The organism is Salegentibacter mishustinae (assembly GCF_002900095.1).
Taxonomy (GTDB): domain Bacteria; phylum Bacteroidota; class Bacteroidia; order Flavobacteriales; family Flavobacteriaceae; genus Salegentibacter; species Salegentibacter mishustinae.
In genome coordinates this window covers 2,561,693-2,577,975 of sequence record NZ_LLKN01000002.1, presented here as the reverse complement: position 1 = coordinate 2,577,975, position 16,283 = coordinate 2,561,693, and the positions used below count along the sequence as shown (strand labels likewise).

Genomic DNA, 16,283 nt, shown 5'->3' with positions numbered 1-16,283 from the left:
TAACTGATTGCTACTCCAGCGGCCGGCGGCTAAGTGATATATAGAAAAGACAGGAATCCTTAAACAATGAATTCCGAATTTAACTAATCACCGATTCATAATACCAAATATTCTTCTCCACGGTTACTTCCGTAGAAAATTTTTCAATCACCCGTTTCCTCGCTGCAACTCCCATCTGTTCTGTTAAACCCCGGTTGCTGAGCAGTGTTAGAACTTTCTCTGCATAGGCAGCGTGATCTTTAGGATTTACGGTATAACCGGTTTCCCCATCAATCATTACCTCTTTTGCCCAGCCGATATCTGAGGTTACTATCGCCTTTTCCATCGCCATCGCTTCCAACCAGGTCATAGGTAGCGCCTCGGCAAAGCTGGGTAAGACGATAACCACGGCTTTAGAAATCTGCGCCTTTACTTTTTCATAAGGCAAACTCCCTAACCAGCTAACATTCCCACGAGACTCCTCATTTAAGATGTCCTCGAACAAGACCTTTGTTGATTTTCCGGTTTGGATATCACCTACATCCCGACCGACCATTATTAGACGGGCATTGGGATTCTTTTTGTAGATGAGATTAAAGATTTCCGCCAATTCCAGCACTCCTTTTTTCTTTATGATACTCCCAAAATACAGGATGCTATCCTGGATCACAACTTCACCTGTCGGGCTAAAATTATTTAAATCCACTGAGTTTGGAATGACTGTGATTTCTTTCTTTAGCTTAAAAATTTCCCTGGTTTTTTCTGCCGTAAACTTACTTACCGAGAGCAAATGATCTGCATTTTTTAAACCCGACTTCTCAAACCAAAAGTTTTTTTTCTTTTGGGATCGCCCTTCCAGCCTGCAGAAGTAGGAGTCACTCCCATTCATTCTTATCACTAGAGGACACTTCAGCTTTATGAAAGCAGTTATCCCGGTCCAGTCGGGAGCTTCCACGGCATCTATCTTTTCTTCGAGGATAACTTTATTTAGGTAAGATTGCAAATATTTCCGATAGCGGTACCAACCAAAGAAATCATAGTTTAATTGTTTGATAAAATGAAACCTGATGCACTCTTCCCGAAAAACAAGATCTTTTTCCTGTCCATAGATAAAAACACTAATTTTGTGGTCTTTTTTTACCAGCTGCTCCGCCAGATTTTTAATGCTGGTGCCAAGTCCTCCGGAGGGGGTGGAGTTGGGGTGTGGGTATTCTGGGGTGAGGAAGGCTAGGTGCATATCGGCAAAGCAATTTAGAATAAGCGATTGATTATATTTATTAGGAAAGGCTCATATTTGATTAAGTGCCCCTTAGTTTAGGATTAACCAAATTATTGAATTCACTTACATCCTTTGGTCTGGATAAATTTTGGAAAATACCATCAGAATAGTCACTAAATAAATAAATTTAACTTATTAATAAGATATGGAAGACACATAATAATTAAAGTTAGATTATTCAAGATTGAAAAAAATCGCTGATTTTCTTTAGACAATTTGGTTAGGTCTTTTGAGATTAAAAGTATAGTAATTGGAAGAAATACCAAAAACCATCTTGGTTGAATATTTGTAATTACTATGAAACAAATCATTAAAAAATAGAGTAGTGAATAAAAGTATATAAAGTCAGTTTTGGTTATTGATTTTGTTTGATAGACTTTTTTAATCCTAACCAATAAGAAAATAAGAAAAGGGAAAATCAATAAGCCAGTTTGTCGTATTAAATATTTTGTCGCTACTGTACAATCTATAAAGAATTCTTTGATTGTAAGGATTGGATTAAAAAAAATCATTTCATAAAAATTATTTGGTAAGGAGTTTTGACCGTGTTCATTTAGGTAAATCTCAGTTTCTTTTATATTAATATGCTTGAATCTTTCTTGATCTCCTGAATCTACTAATAATGCATTATGATAATCCCATTGGGCCCAGTTTACTGGGCCAGAAAGAATTTTATCATCGAAGGAAAATGTCTGTTGTTTAATCAATGAATAGGAATTCAAGATTATGAAAACAAAACTAAATGTAAACAGTAGTTGGAGTCCATTCCTATAATTGAAATGGATATTATTAAAGAAAAAGGTAAGAATAAAGTATAGGCAAAAGAATAAGAGTAAATAAGTCAAAGCCATCTTTCTGGTGAGCAACATGAGTGCTAATAAAGTACTTATTAATAAAACATTTTTACATTTTTTAGATTTTATCATTAAATATGAGATGAAAAATAAGTTACCAAATAAGGCTAAAAGAATATCATTGATTCCCTGAAAAATAGTTGCTTGAGTCACAATTAAATAGGCAAGCCATAAGTACACAGTGGTATTGATTTGAGAACTTATGCGTAGAATTTTTTTATCGAATAATACAAGTACGAAAAATAGGATAACGCCAACAATAAGACTAGTGGTTTTCAACGAAAGAATTGGGTTATCTATAATTAAATTAAAAAGGTAGGTGAGAAATAAGTAAGGCATTGAAGTTCCATCTAAAACAGCTTGTCCGATCCCTAATTCATTTGCTGTTACCAGATCTTTTAGGAATTTGTTTTCATCTCCCGAAGGGTAAAATTTTAAAAAAATATCTCGAAAGAGAAAAAAACCATAGAATATTAGTGTAATAACTAAAATATTATAAGTGAATTTATGAAATCCTTCGATGGAAGGGGCCTTTTTTAGAATATTCATTTTTTACTCTTTAATAAATAAGTGAATAGCATGAAAATATTGGCTTATGCTGTTTTGATACATAATTGCTAAATTTAATTCATCAAATTAATATATGGAGTTTTAATCTTATTGTTTTGATCTTATTAAATAGTAGCTTAGTCTATACTCCTGCTTATATTATAATAACACGAATACATTAATATTTCTTCACCGGCTGCTCCGCCAGGTTTTTTTATGCAGTTACCCAGTCCACCTGAAGGGCTGGAGTAGAGGTGAGAATATTCTGGGGTTAGAAAAGCATATGCATAAACTGATTTTATTTTCATTGCGAGTCCGACAAGGGAGGGCGTGACAATCTGCCTATCCGGAACCTGTTATTTAATTTATAATCTTATCTATCTGTTTCCAGATTCTGAAGGACGCTTTATCGGCCGGGTCAATATTTATTTTATTCAACCATTCCATGGCTTGTACAACTTTTTTTCCTGGGTTTTTTAAAGCTTCTTCCAGTTTAGTCTCGATCTCTTCTTTCGAATTAATCCAAAACACTTCCTCCCCGGTGGGCATCGACCTGAAATGAACAAAATTATAAACCTTTCCAGGAGACCAGGCAGGCTTGTTTTTTTCCTCTGCTTCATAGTTAAGATATAAGCAAGGCTTTCCGAAAACGGCAAAATCAAACACCATAGACGAGGCCAGGTTTACTACAGCTTCTGAGTGTAAAATGGTATTTATTTGCAGTTGTAAATCTTCTTTAGTCGGTAATACAGAATTCCAACTTTCCCCGGCTTTCATCCATTTGGGAGCAATAGAAATTATTAGGTCTTTATGCTTTTTCAATACCTTATCATACCTGTCTGAGAAATCTACCGGGCAGCGCCGAAAGATGATTCTCAATTTATGTCCTTTGGAGTTTAAATTCCTGATGACTTGGGCCAAATCATTTAAATATTGAGGGTCATCAGGGGAGGTGGTAATATCATCTCCGCTAAAACAGATATATTTTTTCGCGAGATCAAGTCCTTGTTCCTTGAAAAAATCTTCCCTACCTTGTCTCAGGCTTAGATCAAAATGTGGTTCAAATTGAGGACTGCCTGTGATCAAAACCTGTTCTGCATTGATATGAGGATAGTAAGTAAGCAACTCTTCCTGCATATACCTACTCCAAACAAAATAATAATTGGTTTCCACTACCATGGTAGCTTTTGGAAGATTATCCCAGGAGAAGATAAAAGTAGAAGTAGGAATTCCAAGGTCTTGCGCCGCGGTTAGTGGAGCTATGGCATTCACCGGACGTTGATTGGTGCAAAAAATAAAATCTGGATTTTCTTTTTCTAGAACTGTTTTACACTTTTGATAATAATCTCCTTTTCGCTCGGAAGATTTCATTTTAGTTCTCAATTTGTGCAGTCCTTTTTCACCTTTATGAGTGGTCACCAGGCCTTGAGCTATTCCAGCTTTTACTTTTCCTCTAAGATTTTTGTTGGAAGCTCGAAACTTATAAGTTTGGTACACCGGATCCCTGAATTTCTCGGTAAAATGGTCTAGTTCAGCTTCGATTTTAGCTCGTTTCAATAAATCGGTTTTCGCCCAGGCGTTTCCTTTTAGTTTGATCTCCTTATAACCCAATTCCTCAAGATCAAAAGGGGTATGGTTCCAAAAGATCACTTCCCAGTCCATTTGTTCCCCAATCTCCACGAAGGAGGTAAAAGCGAAATTTCGCAGTCCCACCCCATCGGGGAGGAGGATTAGTATTTTCTTTTTGGGTTTCAAATTAGGTGGTAGATAGCTTGGTTCAAATATAGGATTTTTTGGGAACCGTTGATTTATAATTGAGATTAATGTCAGGGGTTCTCGATACAAATTCAAACCTGCTTTCACCGGTTTGAATTCACTCGAAGTGACGGCAATTGTATTATTTTCATTTAATATTAATCCGTGAAACCCCTTTACTCAATAATAGGTTTTTCCGCATCCCGCTTCTCCTTTTCCCGAAGATACTCTGTGATGAGCCCCTTCTCAAATTCTTTATAAATATTCCTGAGTAAATCCGGACTCAAATCCTTGTTCCTGCATATGCGTCCCGAACCTGTTTGTTTTTTCGGTTTAAGCTCTCCTTTCTCGTATTTTCTTAGAATTTCGGGTAGTACTTCTCCTCCCTTTAATATTACCTTATTTCCAATATAATGCAAGCTGTCTCCCAGCCTTATATCAGGCCGAAACTGGTGTAGTATTTCTCCTTTATCAACTTTCGGGGTGGCCAGGTGGATGGTTCCACCAACACATTCGGGTTCCTCGTAATAATATGGGAACAGGTTGGTGGCCGAACCCCGGTAATAAGGAGAAAGCCCCAGGTGTAAATTAATGATACGCCTGGGATATTTATTTAAGAGTTTTTCCTTAATTATAGAAGTGCCGAAAAGAATAATGAAGTCTGGCTGCGTATTTTTTATTGCTTCCATTACTTCTGGTGAATTTATCTGGCCGTGTTTTATTTCCAGTAATTCAGAGGTAGAAGGGAAATCCCGATACAAGCCAAAATATTCTTCTTCCGATTCTTTTCTCTTTAGAAAATGTTGTTCAATAAGAGCTGCATCTTCCTTATCAAGAGACGAAGTATCGGTTATAGCAGGAGATTTCTTTTCAGTGATTACCAAAACCAGGTTCAATTGCTCTGCCAGGCAATGCGCTATATATTTATGCCGTAAACTATCGCTTGTGAGTACCACTATTTTCATCGGTATGCCATTTTCTTAAAGCCGCTTTTTCAAAAGGATTTTGGTTATTAAATAAATCGTTTTTTCCGCCGGGCAGGTCATTACAGTCATATCTTGCCAGCAGTAAACTGTCTTCCTCGAGCGACTGATTAGCAGCCCTTTCCATAGTAAAACCCAGTTGAAATCCTGCTTCCTGCAATAAATCCCCAATTCCTTCACAAGAATCTTTAGATCCGTAAGGGTAACTTAAAGCTTGTGCCTTTTGTCCAAATTTCTCTAAAAAGAAGTTCTGGGTGTTTATTAATTCTTCTTTTACTTCTGAAGTTTCAATTCTACTTAATGGTAAATGTAGATGAGAATGGGAACCCAAAACATTTTTTTTATGTAAATCCTGAAGCATTGCTTCTGAGAAATATAAATCTTGCACGACTTCATCTTCATTAAAAACCTCTGAAAATAAAGGCTCAATAAAACCCTTTTGCTCTTCAAGACCTAATTTAAAATTAAGAAAGTATTTTAAGATGGCGTTTTCCTTTGTGTCATAATTATAGTGGTGTAAGGCAGCTTTTTTTTCCATATCCGTAAGCGTATTAGCTTTTAATTTTTTCAATAGCTTTCCAGGAGCGACTTGCGACCTCAATAAATGTATCTTGTGTACCAGGGAAACTTTTTTTTCGCTAAAGTTTGAGGTGTTGATAAAAAATATGTAGGGAATTCCCATTGCTTCCAGAATAGGTTTTGCCAGCTCATATTGTTCTCTCAATCCGTCATCAAAATTGATGAGGAAATAGTTTTTGTCTAATGGCTTATCGCGGAAATTCAATAAATCATCTTGCGAAATAAACTCCCCGAAATGGGAAAGTTGTTCCAGCTGCGTTCTAAATTGCAAGGGAGTGAGCCCAAAAATACTCGGGTAAGGAGTAGCGAAATTTTCACGGATATAATGGTAATTGGAGACGATAAGCATTTAAAGTTCTTTGCTTTGTGAAATGTAGGGCCAAATTACTGACTATAGATATAATTTGAAATATATATAGGCTAATTATTCTTCCAGACAAATAATTATTATTTTCACCGCCTGAAAAGATGGAAAAAAACAATAATAACGACTGGCTCTACGAGATAAGCCCCAAACGAAAGCTCATCGATCTTAATTTTGAGGAGATCTGGCAGTATAGAGATTTACTTATTTTGTTTGTAAAACGTGATATAGTAACGGTTTATAAACAAACTATACTTGGGCCGCTGTGGTTTTTTATTCAACCATTATTTACCTCGGTGATCTTTACCCTGGTCTTTAATAATATAGCCAATATTCCTACCGGTAATGTGCCACCATTTTTATTTAATCTCGCTGGAATTACAGCTTGGAATTATTTTAATGAGAGCCTAACTAAAACATCTAACACTTTTACCGCCAATGCCGGGATATTTGGTAAAGTTTATTTCCCCAGAGTTATTATGCCGCTTAAAACTGTGATCTCGGGACTTTTTAAATTTGGAATTCAATTACTGATCCTAATTGTCTTTTACTTTTATTTCTTCATCAAGGGTTATGACCTAAGTCCGAACTCGAATCTTATGTTATTTCCCGTTTATGTGCTAATGATGGCTTTATTAGGTCTAGGTGCAGGAATGATTATTTCAGCTTTTACTTCAAAGTATCGAGATTTAACGGTGATGGTAGGATTTGCAACTTCACTGTTAATGTATATCTCGGCGGTCCCATACCCTTTAAGTGAAGTTTCGGAGAAAATACCTCAGCTTGCCTGGTTGGTGAATTATAATCCTTTAGCTCAAATTATAGAAGGCATTCGTTATATGATCCTCGATACTGGTATTTTTAGCTGGAGCGGTTTTTTCTATACCCTGGCCTTCTCTATGAGCCTGTTTTTAATTGGGCTTATCGTTTTTAATAAAACTGAGAAAAACTTTATTGATACGGTTTAAAGATATTTCGGCAATTTTTCTGAATTTAGGTTTAAATTAATGCTAAGGACAGATTGTATATTTTAAATTCCGAGGGAAATATAATTCTCATAAATTTCCTTTCCTTAAAATTCCAGCAAAGATATGATGGTAAGACTGAGTTCAGCCAAAGCAGTATATTTAAAATCCTACTTGGAAATGAGTAGGTGGTGTCAAGCAACCATAGATCGATTTATATAGATATCTTAGCAAATATGAAATTAATCTTTTTGAAGAACTATTTAAAAAAGGTCTTGTCAGATCCCCAAATAAAATTTTTTAGAAGATTTAAAAATTTCATGGGTTTTTTTTTAAGGAATGATCTAACAAAACTTGCAATAATCTTTGGAAGTGATAAGTGGGGAAACCATAATTATACCCCTCATTATGAAGATCATTTCAAAACATATAAAAGAAAAAAAATAAAACTTTTAGAAATAGGGGTTGGAGGAAATGAATCCAAAATACATGGAGGTGCCTCTTTAAGAATGTGGAAAAGTTATTTTAGAAAAGGATATATCAATGGAATTGATATACACGATAAGTCAGCACTTCAGGAAAAAAGAATTAAGATTTTTCGGGGGGATCAATCGGATAGGGTTTTTTTAAATAAATTAGGAAACGAGGCTGGTCCCTTTGATATCATTATTGATGATGGTAGTCATATAAATGAACATATAATAATTTCCTTTAATACTCTTTTTCCCTACCTCAATAATGGAGGGATTTATGTTGTAGAAGACTTACAAACATCATATTGGGACTCATATGGGGGAAACAGTAAAAATTTAAATAAACCAAATACTGCTATGAACTTTTTTAAAAGCCTTACGGATGGAATTAATCATACTGAATACCAAATAGATAATTATCGACCAAACTATTTAGACAAACATATAATATCATTACATTTCTATCATAATTTAGTTTTTATTTATAAGGGGAATAATCTGGAAAATTCTATTTCGAAAATAAAATTATAGAGAAGTGTTTTTTTAAAAGGGTATTCCTAATTTCCCATTATAAAATCACCCATATTTATTAAATAAATATCATTTTAATGGCCGATAAGTTCTCTAAACAATACCGGCACTCTATTACCCTTATTGGGGAAATTTTATATTTGTAGTATGAGTGTAATATTAAAAGCCGAAAATATTTCAAAACAGTACCGCTTGGGAACTGTAGGTACCGGTACACTTAGCCATGATCTTAACCGCTGGTGGCATACAATTAGAGGTAGGGAAGATCCTTACTTGCAAGTTGGTGGTGTAAACGACCGCAGTGCCAAAGCCACCGAGGATTATGTTTGGGCCTTGCGGAATATAAATTTTGAAGTACAAAGAGGAGAGGTGTTGGGAATTATTGGTAAAAATGGTGCAGGAAAATCTACTCTGCTGAAATTGCTGTCTCGTGTAACTTCTCCCACTACCGGAAGTATAAAAACCAAAGGCCGTATTGCAAGCCTTTTAGAAATTGGCACCGGTTTTCATCCCGAACTCACTGGTCGGGAAAACATATTTATGAATGGCGCAGTATTGGGTATGACCAAATCTGAAATAAAAGCTAAACTTGATGAGATTATTGCATTCTCCGGTTGTGAAATGTATATAGATACACCGGTAAAGCGCTATAGTAGTGGGATGAAAGTGCGCCTGGGCTTTGCTGTTGCTGCACACCTGGAGCCTGAGATTTTAGTTGTTGATGAAGTGCTGGCCGTAGGTGATGCCGAATTTCAGAAAAAAGCTATTGGCAAAATGAACCAACTCTCTAAAGGTGAAGGAAGAACGGTGCTTTTTGTAAGTCATAATATGAGCAGTATTAGTAGCCTGTGTACTAAGGGAATTTTGCTGCAAAATGGGCAGATGAATTTAGCGGGAAATATAAATGATGTGGTAAATTGTTATTTAAGTTCTAATAACGCTGCTGCTCAATGGGAGGGCAGAGATGGTGATACAGAAATACAATTATTAAAAACGAAAATAAGAAATAATACCTCCGGTAAAAATTTGAAAAATTCAGATACGATCTGGATTGAAATGGAATTTTTAACAGTAAAAGAATTAAAGGATATCGTTATTGGAGTTTCTATAAAATCTGCAACTGGAAATCCTATAATTGGTTTATTGTACAATGATTATAATAAGATGACTGGCATTAAACCTGGTAGGTATAAAGTATTGTTTAAAGTTCCTCCTTATCATTTGGCAGTTGGAGATTATAATAGCGATTTTAATCTATCCTTGCCAAATGTAAAAAAGTATACAAGTAATATATCAAGTCTTTCCTTTAAAATTTCATCTGAAGGCAGTTATGGTAATAGGTTTTTCTTAGACAGACATACAGAGTATAGTTCTTTACTACGACCAAATTGGTTTGAGAAAATAGAACGGCTGTAAAATTTTTTAATTTCCAATAATGGCTCATATGAATAGAATAATGTTAATTCAGTATTTAATTGATAAAAATGGATACTCCACTTACTTAGAAATAGGGAGTCAAAGAGGAGAATCTTTGCTACCTATAAAATGTAGAAAAAAAATAGCTGTGGATCCTTGTTTTCTTTTGAAAAACAAAGATAAGTTAAAAGCCTGTTTCCAAAATTATACGAATTTTAATAATAAATATTTTGAAATGACAAGTGATGATTTTTTCCTGAACAGAAAATCATTTTTAAATAATCTTGGAAAATTAGAAATTGTTTTTATAGATGGCCTTCATACCTTTTCCGCATCCTTAAAAGATGCGCTAAACTCTTTGGAATATTTAGACGATAACGGAACAATAGTTATGCACGATTGTTTTCCACCTCACAAAGCTGCGGCAACCAAAGGAGATAATGCTGCTGAAGTAATATCACGGAAACATACAATTAAAGGTTGGACCGGTGAATGGTGCGGGGATACTTGGAAAACTATTGTTTATCTTAAACATAAATATTCCAGCCAACTGGATATCCAAGTTTTAAATAATGACTATGGAATAGGTATCATTAAATATAAAATTGATACAATATTAGATTTAAATATTGATTACGATTTAGTAAATAAAATAGACAAATTGAACTATGAAGATCTAATTAATAAACCCCAAGAAATGATTAGTTTAGTTGATGAAATCAAGTACGAAAACTACTAGTTTCAATGCCACAAGTTTCTTTTATTATTGTAAATTATAAAACCGTTGATTTAGTCGCAAAGGCGGTCAAATCCATATACAAACATGTAAAGGAAAATTCATTTGAAATAATTTTAATTGATAACAGTTTTCAACAGGAGGAGTTCAACTTCTTGCTGAAAAAGTTCAGAAGTATTAGATACTATGAAATGGCTGAAAATTTAGGCTTTGGAAAAGCTAATAACTTGGGATTCAATAAAGCTAAAGGAGAATATGTTTTTTTACTAAATTCAGATGCTTTTTTAATTGATTCAAAAACAATTACGGATTTTTTATCATTCCTTAAACGAAATGAGCAGGTTGCATGTGTAGGGGGTAACCTTGTGAATGATAATGGAAGACCAAATATCTCTTACGGAAATTATCTAAGCGTTAAAAAAATGCTACACGATTTCGGAATAAGAAAGACTTCTCGAAATTATTACTATAAACATTTAGCCACATCAAAGGTTTGTGATCTTAAGAAACCTACTGCTGTTGATTATGTAAGTGGTGCCGCAATCATGATAAAAAGCGAGGTTATTAAAAAATTCGGATTGTTTGATCCAAGATATTTTATGTATTTTGAAGATATGGATTTAGGTTATAGGTATAAGAAAAATGGGTATCAGAGTGTGATAATTCCGAATATAAAAATAGGTCATTTAGGCGGAGAATCAACTAGTCAATTAAATAAAAATTCAAGTTTTCAAAAACAGATTTCAGATAGTAAATTCCTTTTTCTTGAAAATGTCACCAATTCTCTGACTGTAGGATTTTTTCGCATCTATGGAAGTATATACCCCAGAATAAAAGCAATAAAAAAGCTATTTAGGTCTGTTAATTTTTAAAATATTATAGTACTTTTTTATATAAGGCCGTGATGCTAGATAAAGAATAATTTTCTAAATATCTGGTTCTAAACTCAATAGAAAATTTTTGAACTTGGAGAGAATTAAGTTTCTTAACACTTGTTATTGCTTGAGTTAAACCTAAGTAATATTTCTTGTATAAAAATTTATACTTGGGAAGTCTGTCTTTCATTGCTCCTATATCAGCTGTAATTATTAAAACCCCCGCAGCCATGGCTTCAATGGCAACCAATGGGCCGGCTTCGCTTGATGAAGAAATTATCAAACAATCATTTTTTTCAAAAACTCTTGGGACATCTTTAAATTCCACTTTACCTTTAAAGAATATGTTCGGTTGGTTCTGTGCCAATTTTTTCAAAAATATTAACTCTTCACCATCACCATAAATGTTTAATTCATCGTCTCCTTCGGATTGATTAATAAAAGCTTTAATTACAGCATCAATATTTTTTAAACTATGCAGTCTTGACAAAGTGAAAAATTTATTCACTTTCTTTGGCTTAATTTTAATTTGTAGAAGTTCTTTCTCTAAAATTGTAGTTTGGTCTATGATTACGTTATTTGAATTTTTCAGGAAATTTGATAATCTTTCCTGGCTTTCTGAAGAATGATGAATAAATGTAGATACCTTTCTAAACCATGGGATGTTTTCTTTTTTTAAGTGTTGGGACTGAATTTGTCCAGTTAACCTAAATATAATTTTTTTGTCTTGTTGAAAAGCAAATTGCACTATTTCTTTTACAAAATGAGCAGTTAATTGGGAACAGATAACAACAACATCAGATCTTGAAATAGCTTTTTCAATAACCTTAATTTTTTTATTGCGTACTTTGATTAAAGAAGACGTCGTGAGCTTATTTTCAACCCTAAAGTGATTTGGAGAGGATAATGGCTTGACTTTACAAATTAGATCTGTAATTGATCGAATTAAAGAATGTTGATTATATATAATTCTGTCAAGGGAATTGTAATTCACATTCGAGTTGAGATTACCTAAAGCATTGGAGTAATAGTCTCCTAAGGAAATCACTTCAACAGGATTTTTTTCATTGATAAGGTTGGCTATAAAACTTACCTCTATATTGACACCTCCGTATTCATTTATAGGTGAAAAAATTAAATATTTCTTGTCTTCTTCCATTAATGAGAACTTATAAAAGTTGATTCAGTTTCTCAATAATTCTCTCCCCCGTTTTCCCATCCCATAATTCAGGAACAGTGGTTTGCTTCCAACTATCATTAAACAATTTTGCCAGGGCAGGAGCAATGGTTGCAGGATTAGTCCCAATAAGTTCATTAGTGCCTTCGGTAATGGTCTCCGGTCTTTCGGTATTATCCCTTAAAGTGATACAGGGAATTCCTAGTACGGTAGTTTCTTCAGTAATACCTCCGGAATCGGTTAGAACAGCTTTAGCATTTTGTACCAGGTAATTGAATTCCAGGTAACCCAAGGGATCAATAAGGTGAAGTTTTTCTCCTGGAAGATCTAAAGCTATTAGTGCTTTTCTCGTTCTTGGATGAATCGGGAAAATTACAGGAAGTCCGTTTGCATTTCTCAGGATCTCCGTTAAAGTTTCTTCTAATTTTTTGGTTTCATCAACATTTGCCGGCCGGTGTAAGGTAAGCACGAGGTAGCTTTTCTCTTTTAAATTGAGTGCGTTCCATATTGCTGATTTCCGGAAATAAGGTTTAAACCTTAGTAAAGTATCTATCATTGTATTTCCTACAAAGAATACTTGTTCTTCGTTCTTTCCGGTGTGTAAAAGGAAATTTTTTGCTTTCTGGGTTGTTGTAAAGAAATAGTCGGCTATACTATCGATTAACACTCTATTTACTTCTTCTGGCATTCTCCAATCTCCGGACCGAATTCCTGCCTCCACATGAGCCACTTTAACTTGCATTTTCTTAGCAGTAATAGCAGAAGCCATGCTGGATGTGACGTCCCCAACTACTAGGCATAGGTCTGGTTTTTTCTCCAGTAGTACTTTTTCGTAAGCCATCATTATAGCCGAAGTCTGTTCCGCCTGGCTTCCGCTACCAGTTCCCAGGTTAATATCAGATTCTGGCAACTCCAGGTCTTTAAAGAAACTCCCGCTTAAAGCCTCATCATAATGTTGCCCGGTATGTATCAGGCGAAAATCAAGCGGGTTTCCTATTTCCCGGTTTGCGTGAATTAAGGCGGCTATTTTCACAAAATTCGGCCTTGCCCCGGCGATAAGGTCTATTTTCATTTTGGTCAATGGCATTTTGGCGAATTTAAGGAATTGTTTCGGGTCTTTGAGGTTCTCGATACTAATTCAATCTTGTCTCGCAATTTGAATTAACTCGAGCTAAAATATTCTTCGTCTGTCATTTCGAGTAATCGATGGTAATCGGGGAAGTTTCATTTGTCAATTCGAAGCTGTTCTCGATATGTCTTTGTCCCGTTATCACTCTACAAAGTCTACTCGAACGGACATGTATTGTCACTTCGAGTGATTTTCTAGGAAGAGCAACGGAATTGTATGGAGAAGAGAAGTGGTGTTGCAAATTCTATTCAGAAGTAATAGCTTTACCCCAAAGCAGGGCTAATTTGAAAGACAAATCCATCAAAAAAATACTCGTTGTTGCAGAATCTATAGATTTAGAGGATAGTAGTGGCACAAAAGGCAGGGTCGCCCTCATAAAAAACTTGCATAAATCGGGCTTCGAGGTCATTGTGTATCATTATACCCGGAAAGAAATTCAGCTGGATGGCATCCCTTGTCATTCTATCAAAGAGAACCGAAAAACTATCTTATTTTTTCTAAGCAGAACGGAACGTTATTTACGGTATTGGTTTAATTTAAAGTTATATAAACTCATCGAGCAAGTCCTGGGGTTTTCCTTTACGCTTTTCAACGATCGCAACAGTATTTTAGCCGCTTTAAATAAAATCAAAGGATTCGAGCCCGATTTGGTGCTAAGCTTAAGTAAAGGAACCAGTTTTAGGCCGCACCATGCACTTCTGAAAATTCCGAAGTGGCATTCAAAGTGGATGGCCTATATTCACGATCCTTATCCCTTTGCTTCATACCCCCGGCCTTATGATTATGTGGAACCCGGGCATCAAAAAAAGAGAGAATTCTTTCTCAATGTTTCAGAAAAAGCCTGCTTTGCAGCTTATCCCAGCGAATTACTTGCAAGGTGGATGGAGAGCTACTTCCCTCCTTTAAAGGGGAAATCGGTGATAATTCCGCATCAGATTGATGAAGAGGAGATTGATTCTCCGGAACTACCAGAGTATTTTAAAAAAAATACTTTTACTATTGTACATGCAGGAGCCTTAATGAACGCAAGGAACCCGATGGGATTGATTAAAGCATTTAGAAAATTCCTGAAAGAAGTACCGGAAGCGGCTGAACATAGTCAGCTTCTTTTTATTGGTAAGAAATCAAAATATACCCCGGAGTTTGAAGAACTTAAAAAGGAAATACCGCAGTTTTATAGCAGTGATGATTATTTGCCTTTTACCCAGGTTCAGGCCATTCAGAAAAATGCCGCAGTTAATGTGATCCTGGAAGCTAAGGGGCCAATCAGTCCTTTCCTGCCGGGGAAATTCCCGCATTGTATCCAAACTGGAAAACCTATCTTGTTGTTGGGGCCTTATTATAGTGAATCCAGGAGATTACTTGGAGCTGATTACCCCTGGTGGAGTGAGATAGATAATGAGGAGAAAATCACTCAGCAGATAGGTGAAATTTATTTTAAGTGGCTTAATAACCAGATGTTTATGGGGTGTGATTATTCTTTTTTAAGGGAGTACCTATCTGCTTCAAGTTTAAATCAATTGAACGAATTAATTAATTAAATTATCAGGATTTAATATTTCTGCAATAATGTTATCAAACCGATTAAAACATAACACAAAATCTATTTTTAATCTAAACTCGACTCAAAAAAGAGCAAAAAAGGAGATTGAAGATAAAGTTGAATTTGGTAGTTACCCTTTCGAAAATGTAAGCTGTCAGGTTTGTAATTCTATAAAAAGTAGAATACTTTCTGAAAAAGACAGATATGGTTTACATTATACAGTAAGGGTTTGTGAAAATTGTGGTCTGGTTTATACAAGCCCTCGCATGGTCCAGGATGCTTATAATAATTTTTACGCATTGGAATACAGAAGATTATATTCAGGTAGGGAAGTTCCCAATTTGGATAATCTAAAAATTAATGAAGCAAGAGGTGAAAAAATTTATTCTTATTTAGAACAATTTATAAAAATTAAGAATAGACCAGTAAAAGTTCTGGAAATAGGTTGTAGTGCAGGAGGTATTTTATCTTATTTTAAAAATGCGGGATGTGAGACCTTAGGAGTTGATTTAGATGCAAATTATATTGGATATGGTAGAGAGAAATTAGGCCTTAATTTAGTTGAAGGTACTTTAAGAGATGTTCCTTCTGATTTTACTCCTGATATAATTATATACTCCCACGTCTTGGAGCATATACTTGATATAAAAGCAGAACTTTTGAAATTAAAATCAGTGTGTACTAAGAATACTTTGTTATATATAGAAGTTCCGGGTATAAAAAATATTCATGCTTCCTATAACTTTAATTTTCTGCATTATCTTCAAAATGCTCATACTTTTCATTTTAGTCTTACCACCCTGAGGAATTTGATGTATAAAAATGATTTTAAAATTATCAAAGGAGATGAGTTTATTAGAAGTGTATTTGTGAAAAGGGAAGAACCGGAATCAAAGGAATATTTTCAGAATGATTTTAAAGAGATAGGTTCTTATCTTGAAAATACCGAAAGAGCTTGGAATAAAAAACAATTCAGTTTTTCCGTAATAAAAAGAAAATTCTATCTTTTTATTAAGAATATTTTAGTTAAGATTAGATGTCGTTTGTTAAAATGGAAACACCAGAGTCTACCCTAACCAAGTGAAGTCCTGCAATG

The 16,283-nt window shown here is 34.8% G+C and carries 14 protein-coding genes; 7 read left to right on the top strand and 7 right to left on the bottom strand.

Annotated features, from left to right (window positions below; genetic code table 11):
* Nucleotides 1-79 precede the first annotated feature (79 nt).
* From APB85_RS14370 to APB85_RS14350, 5 genes are all read right to left on the bottom strand, one after another.
* On the bottom strand, nt 80-1,216 hold the full coding sequence (locus tag APB85_RS14370; RefSeq protein WP_057482108.1) for a glycosyltransferase family 4 protein: 1,137 nt from the start codon (nt 1,214-1,216) through the stop codon (nt 80-82).
* Nucleotides 1,217-1,371: 155 nt separating this feature from the next.
* Nucleotides 1,372-2,661 carry a hypothetical protein gene (locus APB85_RS14365; RefSeq protein ID WP_057482107.1) on the bottom strand — a complete coding sequence of 430 codons (1,290 nt, stop codon included), beginning with the start codon at nt 2,659-2,661 and terminating at the stop codon, nt 1,372-1,374.
* 360 nt (nt 2,662-3,021) lie between these two features.
* Nucleotides 3,022-4,416, bottom strand: a complete 1,395-nt coding sequence (locus tag APB85_RS14360) for a glycosyltransferase family 28 protein (protein ID WP_057482106.1) — start codon at nt 4,414-4,416, stop codon at nt 3,022-3,024.
* Between the two features lie 176 nt (nt 4,417-4,592).
* Nucleotides 4,593-5,381 (bottom strand): formyltransferase family protein, encoded by a 789-nt coding sequence (locus tag APB85_RS14355; RefSeq protein ID WP_057482105.1) that lies wholly within the window; start codon nt 5,379-5,381, stop codon nt 4,593-4,595.
* Nucleotides 5,353-6,327 carry a polysaccharide deacetylase family protein gene (locus APB85_RS14350; protein WP_057482104.1) on the bottom strand — a complete coding sequence of 325 codons (975 nt, stop codon included), beginning with the start codon at nt 6,325-6,327 and terminating at the stop codon, nt 5,353-5,355. Before APB85_RS14350 ends, APB85_RS14355 begins: the two co-directional genes overlap by 29 nt.
* Before the next feature lie 119 nt (nt 6,328-6,446).
* Between APB85_RS14350 and APB85_RS14345 the strand changes: the two genes are divergently transcribed.
* The 5 genes from APB85_RS14345 to APB85_RS14325 all read left to right on the top strand — a co-directional run bounded on the left by APB85_RS14345 (nt 6,447) and on the right by APB85_RS14325 (nt 11,335).
* A complete protein-coding gene (locus APB85_RS14345; protein ID WP_057482103.1) occupies nt 6,447-7,310 on the top strand; it encodes an ABC transporter permease in 864 nt (287 codons plus the stop codon).
* A 248-nt stretch (nt 7,311-7,558) separates the two neighbouring features.
* On the top strand, nt 7,559-8,311 hold the full coding sequence (locus APB85_RS14340; RefSeq protein ID WP_057482332.1) for a class I SAM-dependent methyltransferase: 753 nt from the start codon (nt 7,559-7,561) through the stop codon (nt 8,309-8,311).
* Between the two features lie 147 nt (nt 8,312-8,458).
* Nucleotides 8,459-9,727, top strand: a complete 1,269-nt coding sequence (locus tag APB85_RS14335; protein ID WP_057482102.1) for an ABC transporter ATP-binding protein — start codon at nt 8,459-8,461, stop codon at nt 9,725-9,727.
* A gap of 28 nt (nt 9,728-9,755) precedes the next feature.
* Nucleotides 9,756-10,466 (top strand): class I SAM-dependent methyltransferase, encoded by a 711-nt coding sequence (locus tag APB85_RS14330; RefSeq protein ID WP_160319252.1) that lies wholly within the window; start codon nt 9,756-9,758, stop codon nt 10,464-10,466.
* A gap of 5 nt (nt 10,467-10,471) precedes the next feature.
* Nucleotides 10,472-11,335 (top strand): glycosyltransferase family 2 protein, encoded by an 864-nt coding sequence (locus APB85_RS14325; RefSeq protein ID WP_057482100.1) that lies wholly within the window; start codon nt 10,472-10,474, stop codon nt 11,333-11,335.
* Between the two features lie 4 nt (nt 11,336-11,339).
* On the opposite strand, the gene APB85_RS14320 is transcribed toward APB85_RS14325, so the two are convergent.
* Nucleotides 11,340-12,497 (bottom strand): glycosyltransferase, encoded by a 1,158-nt coding sequence (locus APB85_RS14320; RefSeq protein ID WP_057482099.1) that lies wholly within the window; start codon nt 12,495-12,497, stop codon nt 11,340-11,342.
* A 10-nt stretch (nt 12,498-12,507) separates the two neighbouring features.
* The gene (gene wecB, locus APB85_RS14315) at nt 12,508-13,602 is read right to left on the bottom strand and encodes a non-hydrolyzing UDP-N-acetylglucosamine 2-epimerase (protein WP_229792178.1); all 1,095 of its coding nucleotides are present in this window, start codon (nt 13,600-13,602) and stop codon (nt 12,508-12,510) included.
* A 326-nt stretch (nt 13,603-13,928) separates the two neighbouring features.
* Between wecB and APB85_RS14310 the strand changes: the two genes are divergently transcribed.
* Both APB85_RS14310 and APB85_RS14305 read left to right on the top strand, forming a co-directional pair.
* The gene (locus APB85_RS14310) at nt 13,929-15,185 is read left to right on the top strand and encodes a glycosyltransferase family protein (protein ID WP_083482217.1); all 1,257 of its coding nucleotides are present in this window, start codon (nt 13,929-13,931) and stop codon (nt 15,183-15,185) included.
* A 28-nt stretch (nt 15,186-15,213) separates the two neighbouring features.
* The gene (locus tag APB85_RS14305; RefSeq protein WP_057482097.1) at nt 15,214-16,263 is read left to right on the top strand and encodes a class I SAM-dependent methyltransferase; all 1,050 of its coding nucleotides are present in this window, start codon (nt 15,214-15,216) and stop codon (nt 16,261-16,263) included.
* Nucleotides 16,264-16,283: the final 20 nt, after the last annotated feature.